We start from the raw sequence: 5,750 nt of genomic DNA, 5'->3' as shown, positions 1-5,750 counted from the left end.
GAGAAAACCACATGTGAGGAATGTAACAAGTAGTAAGTACTAGTTCTTTTTAATTTAATGCAACACTAGTGATTTCTGATACTTGAATCTTTTCAATTAAGTCATTCCTATGCTGTTTCAGCATCTCTTGTATCTCTTGCACTTCTCTTTCCATACGACCAAGATTATCAATATTACGCTGGATTTTATCTTTTGTATTCCAGTCAGAAAAGATATTGTCAAAAAATATATCAAAGACACGGCTCATTTGATCGTGCCTTTCGTAGTGCAAAGCTGTCTCCAGATGCACATCTTTTAATTCCTTCTGGTAACTCTCAATTAATCCTTCCAAATACATCATATCTTTTTCAGCCGAATCAATTTTGTTGTATTTCATCATGTCAATAATAAAGCTGTCTGAGAATAGGTCCCACGTAGCCAGTGAGTCTGCAGATTCCAGTGAGTTTAGAACATGATCTAACCCGTTCAACACACTATTTCCTGCGGCTAACGCTTCATCGACTTCTTCAATTTCCTGATTCCATTCCAGGCGTTTATGTTCTTCTTCAGTGACGACTTCCTGGAAGTAAGCATCATTAGCGAGCAATTCCTCTCGCATCTTATCAATATCCTTCTTTAAGTCGGTTACCTGATCACGGATAGTCACTAAGTCTTCTCTGGCTTCCAGTAGTAAAGCTGAAGCCATATCTAAATGCATTTTAGCTTGAACCATTTCTTCTCTTTCTTTATCCCGCTTCTTCTCATAGGTACCTATAACGTTTCTCAGAAAAGATGAGAACGATTGCGACTCAACCCGTTCAACATCCTCGCTTTCCTTTTCAAACACCTTTTTAGCCTCATGATAAGCCCTGTCTTTCTCCACAAAATGAGCTTCAGCCGACTGTTCTTTTTCGATTAATCGGTCCAGCTTGATGAGCAACCGTTCGTATGTATGTAACATGAGCATCCTCCTTTCTTAAATTATAGCACAGAAAACCCTTCCAGAAATGGGTCTCTAGTCGGATTTTTAGAAGGAATCTCCCATTTGAATAGGAGAGTGGTATACTTAAAAAAAGAATGACACAAAGGAGTCAGGCATATGTTTTCAGTAATGATTGTGGAAGATGACAAGGTGATTGCGGAGTCTTTAAAAGAAGGGTTAACGAAATGGGATTACTCTGTTCATATCGTTCAAGATTTTAATCACGTGCTGGATGAATTTTTAGACGTGAAACCTCAGATGGTGCTAATGGACATCACCCTCCCTGCTTTTAACGGGTATTACTGGTGTCAGGAAATACGGAAAGTATCTGAAGTCCCGATTATATTCATTTCTTCAAAGACCGATGACATGGATACGATAATGGCTATCCAAATGGGTGCGGACGATTATATACAAAAACCTTTCCGTCTATCCATCGTCGTCGCCAAAATTCAGGCCTTGTTGCGCAGAACCTATGATTTTAAAGAACAAGATGATTTTGTGACCTTTAATCACGTGATTCTGAAACCCTCTGATTTGACCTTAAGCTATAAGGAAGAGACGGTCTCACTGACTAAAAATGAAAGCAAAATTATGGAAATACTCTTAAATGGAAAGGGAGAGTATGTCTCCAAAGAAAAAATTATGCGGGATTTATGGGAAGATGAATCCTTTATTGATGGCAATACATTGGCCGTCAATATCACCCGGTTGAGAAAAAAGGTAAGAGATATAGGGGAAGAAGACTTTATCCTGACAAAAAAAGGAGTCGGCTATGCAATTAATAAAGAATAAATGGCTCAAGCCTTTCATAAAAGCCGTTTTGCCTCAGCTTTATATTCTAGGGATTGTAATAGGGGTCTTTGCTGTATTGATCTTTCTGACACGGGCACCCTTTTATTTTTTCTGGTATGCGACTCAGCTGTCAATCTTTATATGGCTCTGCAGTCTCATCATTCAGTGGCTAGCTTTTAAACAGAGAATTGAGCGAATGGAGCAGTTAAGATCTGATGATTTAGAGTTGGAGCAGGTGTCATCCCTGGATGATGCCTATGAAGCCCAGTATAAAAAGCTGGAGGCTGAGTATATAAAGTATAAAGAAGAGACGAGACTGAAAGAGAAAGAACAGATGGATTATTTTACATTATGGCTGCACCAAATTAAGACGCCACTTTCTGCCATGAGTCTGATTTTGGAAAGAGAAGCCAGTGAATCACCTGAAAAAAAGCAAATGGAACTGGAGCTTATTTCACTCAACAATTACACGCATATGGCGCTCAATTACTTAAAACTGGAAGAAACAGGGAAAGAACTGGATCTAGAGAAAATCAAGTTGGATAGCGTCATTAAAGAAACGATAAAAAAATACTCGGTACTCTTTATCTACAACAACATCAGCATAGACTACTCAGCGATTCAGACTAAAGTGCTGACTGATAGAAAATGGCTTCAAGTGTTGTTGGAACAGCTGCTTTCCAATAGTTTGAAATATACACCGGCCGGTACGATTCGCATTTACATGGCGTCACCAGAGCAATTAGTCATAGAAGATACCGGCAGCGGCATCAGAAAAGAAGACTTACCTAAGATTTTTGACAAAGGTTATACAGGACGAGATGGGAGACTGCACAATAAGTCGACTGGTTTAGGTCTCTTTCTATCACAAATGGTGTGCAGACGACTAGGGCATACACTGACAATCGAGTCAGAAGTCGGAAAAGGCACAAAAGCCATTATCAATTTTTATCGACCGGATGTGCCTGTATTTGACTAATAGACAAGGAAAAGGAATCTTACAAACCTGTAAGGTTCTTTTCCTGTTTTGTAAGAATAGATAAATGCTGGCTTAAGCTGAAAAGAGTATTCTTAATTCACAGGCCAGATAGACCACCTATCTGTGTTAAAAAAGATAAAGGGATGAAGAGATATGTCATTTATGGAAGTTAGTCAATTAAAAAAGGTGTACACCACTCGTTTAGGAATTAAAGGAACGGAAGCTTTAAGTCAGGTCGATTTTTCAGTTGAAAAAGGAGAATTCATCTCAGTCATGGGTGAGTCGGGTTCTGGTAAGACGACCTTATTGAATATTTTATCCACTTTAGATACCCCAACAGAAGGGGACGTGTATCTAGAAGGAGAGTCGTTGTCAAAAATTAAGGAGAAAGACCTTTCAAAATTTAGAAGAGAACAACTTGGCTTTGTTTTCCAGGATTTCAACCTGCTTGATAACTTCACTTTGAAAGATAATATTTTACTGCCTTTAGTATTAGCGCGAACACCTATGACAGAAATGGAAAAACGAGTGTATCCACTCGCTCAAAGCTTAGGTATAGGTTCAATTTTAGAAAGCTACCCTTATGAAGTATCTGGTGGACAAAAGCAGCGTGCCGCCATAGCGCGTGCTTTAATTACGCAACCTAAAATAGTATTAGCGGATGAACCAACAGGGGCATTGGATTCAAAAGCTTCTCAAAATCTACTGGACATTTTCGCGGATATAAATGAAGCAGGGCAAACAATTTTAATGGTAACGCATAGTGCCCGTGCGGCGAGTTACTCAAAACGTGTCTTATTTATCCGTGATGGACGGGTGTACCATGAGCTTTACCGTGGCGATCAGACTTCTGAACAGTTCATGGAAAAAATCACTCAGTCTATCCTTGTATCATCTAAAAGAGGTGACTTAGATGAGTAGTTTTTCTTTCAAGCTAGCCTGGAGAAATATTAAGGCTAATCGTCAACTTTATGTGCCTTATGTCGTCTCATCTATTATCACGATTGCCATGTTTTATATGATGTCGACTTTACTCACCAATGATTTTGTTCACGGTGTATCAGCCACATTGCCCTCTCTATTTGCGATGGGAACAGCTGTCATCGGCTTCTTTTCAGTCATCTTTATTTTATATACCAATAGCTTCCTGATGAAGAGACGTAAAAAAGAGTTAGGCTTATATAATATTTTAGGTCTAGGGAAAAGACACATCACCCGAGTGCTGGCTATTGAGTCCATCCTAGTGAGTGGCTTTAGTATCTTGGCTGGGATATTAACCGGCTTATTTTTAGGACAGCTGATGTTTTTATTCTTGAACTTCCTGCTTCGCTTGCCGGTAGCCATGGAATATTCGGCATCATGGGAATCAGCGGCATTAAGTGCTGGTCTGTTTAGTGTAATTTATATTATTGCTTTGCTTTATAATAGTGCACAAGTTCAGTTTTCTAATCCCATCCATTTACTTAAAGGAGGGAATAAAGGAGAAAAAGAACCTAAAAGTTCTCCGATACTCTTTATCATCGGACTCATTTCTTTGATAGCAGGATACTGGATATCACTCACTATCGAAGACCCTATTAGTGCGATTACTCAATTTTTTCTAGCTGTTCTCTTAGTCATTATAGGAACCTATCTCTTGTATACAGCCGGTTCCATTATCGTTTTGAAAGCTTTGAAGAAAAACAAAAAAATCTATTATAAACCAGGTCCTTTCATTGCTATTTCAGGGATGCTTTACCGAATGAAACAGCACGCCGTTGGACTGGCCAATATCAGTATCCTGTCCGTCATGGTCATTATATCTGTGTCCACAACCGTCACTCTTTTCGTTGGTACGGAAGAAACTCTCTCTAATCGGTTTCCAGAAGAAAATACGGCTTCTATTATGACCGATTCAGAAATGACTGGAGAGGAATTGTCTGATCAGCTTAATTCTTTGAGCCGTTATATCACTGATTTGACACATGAAGAAGGGTTAGAAATAGAAACAATCACTTCTTTTAAATATATTAATCTCTTCGGAAGTGTGGAAAACAATACGTTTATCAACAGACCCTATGAACTAGGGGATGGTTTACCGACTATGCTCATGCTTTTACCTATGGGAGAACTGAATGGTACTATGGAAGAGCCTCTTTCTTTAGAAGAAGGCCAGGTTTATGTATATGCAGATGGAGTGGAGCTAGAAGGCAATCATTTAGAACTAGGCAGCCAAGATTTTGAAACAAAAGAGTTAGAAACACTTCCGAACTTGTTGGATGTCAACTTGGCTTTCACTGATGCCTTAATTGTCGTGACACCCAATTTAGAAGTCGTTGATACAATTGTTTCAGACTACAATCCAGAAAATGATCCGTATACAATGAACTGGTCAGCGGATATGTACTGGAGTACGACTGCTTCTGATGAAGAGAAACTGGCTTATGGAGAGAAGATGGAAAGAAACCTTTTAGAGCCTGGACTGGATATAGGGGTGTTTTACGAATCACGGTCTGCCAACCGAGAAGAATGGTTTAGTATGAATGGTGGATTCTTGTTTATAGGTATCTTTTTAGGAAGCTTATTTACTATCGGAGCGGCTTTAATCACCTACTTCAAACAAGTATCTGAAGGCTATGACGACCGGGAACGTGTACAGATTATGCAGAAAGTCGGGCTGGATAAAGCAACCACTCGTCAGGCCACCCGTTCACAGATTGTCTGGATGTTTACCTTACCCTTGCTTGTCGCAGCTGTGCATACAGCCTTTGCTTATCCGATTATTCATCAAATGCTTCTGGTATTCGGTATTATGAGCCACCGCTTACTCATTTTGTGTACGTTAGGTGTCGTAGGAGCTTTTGCACTCCTGTACTGGATAATCTACCGCATTACTTCCAGAGTCTACTTGAAAATAGTGGAATAAAGTAAAAAGGAGAAACCTTCTGTGGGTTTCTCTTTTTTTTTAGAATAGGAAAGTATAAAGTTTTACCCGCTAGAAAGCCTATCACCTCAAACGGTAATCACTATCACTTG

The 5,750-nt window shown here is 39.4% G+C and carries 5 protein-coding genes; 4 read left to right on the top strand and 1 reads right to left on the bottom strand.

Annotated features, from left to right (window positions below):
- Window positions 1-49: 49 nt before the first annotated feature.
- On the bottom strand, window positions 50-940 hold the full coding sequence (locus ABDZ53_RS11090) for a hypothetical protein (RefSeq protein WP_343756537.1): 891 nt from the start codon (window positions 938-940) through the stop codon (window positions 50-52).
- Between the two features lie 138 nt (window positions 941-1,078).
- Here ABDZ53_RS11090 and ABDZ53_RS11085 point away from each other — a divergent pair, with 138 nt between their 5' ends.
- From ABDZ53_RS11085 to ABDZ53_RS11070, 4 genes are all read left to right on the top strand, one after another.
- The gene (locus tag ABDZ53_RS11085) at window positions 1,079-1,756 is read left to right on the top strand and encodes a response regulator transcription factor (protein WP_343756536.1); all 678 of its coding nucleotides are present in this window, start codon (window positions 1,079-1,081) and stop codon (window positions 1,754-1,756) included.
- Entirely contained in the window at window positions 1,737-2,735 is a 999-nt protein-coding gene (locus tag ABDZ53_RS11080) for a sensor histidine kinase (RefSeq protein ID WP_343756535.1), read from the top strand. Before ABDZ53_RS11085 ends, ABDZ53_RS11080 begins: the two co-directional genes overlap by 20 nt.
- A 153-nt stretch (window positions 2,736-2,888) precedes the next feature.
- Window positions 2,889-3,656 carry an ABC transporter ATP-binding protein gene (locus ABDZ53_RS11075; RefSeq protein ID WP_343756534.1) on the top strand — a complete coding sequence of 256 codons (768 nt, stop codon included), beginning with the start codon at window positions 2,889-2,891 and terminating at the stop codon, window positions 3,654-3,656.
- Complete coding sequence (locus ABDZ53_RS11070) at window positions 3,649-5,640, top strand: FtsX-like permease family protein (RefSeq protein WP_343756533.1); 1,992 nt, start codon at window positions 3,649-3,651, stop codon at window positions 5,638-5,640. The genes ABDZ53_RS11075 and ABDZ53_RS11070 overlap by 8 nt, the downstream gene beginning before the upstream one ends.
- The last annotated feature ends 110 nt before the right edge of the window (window positions 5,641-5,750 follow it).

It is taken from the genome of Alkalibacterium iburiense (assembly GCF_039521845.1).
GTDB lineage: Bacteria > Bacillota > Bacilli > Lactobacillales > Carnobacteriaceae_A > Alkalibacterium > Alkalibacterium iburiense.
Note: the sequence above shows the minus strand (reverse complement) of the source record. Positions and strands in the feature narration are given on the sequence as shown.

Excerpts from the sequence above, each read along its gene's own strand:
- ABDZ53_RS11090 (WP_343756537.1), bottom strand. The coding sequence starts at position 940 with ATGTTACATACATACGAACGGTTGCTCATCAAGCTGGACCGATTAATC.
- ABDZ53_RS11085 (WP_343756536.1), top strand. The coding sequence starts at position 1,079 with ATGTTTTCAGTAATGATTGTGGAAGATGACAAGGTGATTGCGGAGTCT.
- ABDZ53_RS11080 (WP_343756535.1), top strand. The coding sequence starts at position 1,737 with ATGCAATTAATAAAGAATAAATGGCTCAAGCCTTTCATAAAAGCCGTT.
- ABDZ53_RS11075 (WP_343756534.1), top strand. The coding sequence starts at position 2,889 with ATGTCATTTATGGAAGTTAGTCAATTAAAAAAGGTGTACACCACTCGT.
- ABDZ53_RS11070 (WP_343756533.1), top strand. The coding sequence starts at position 3,649 with ATGAGTAGTTTTTCTTTCAAGCTAGCCTGGAGAAATATTAAGGCTAAT.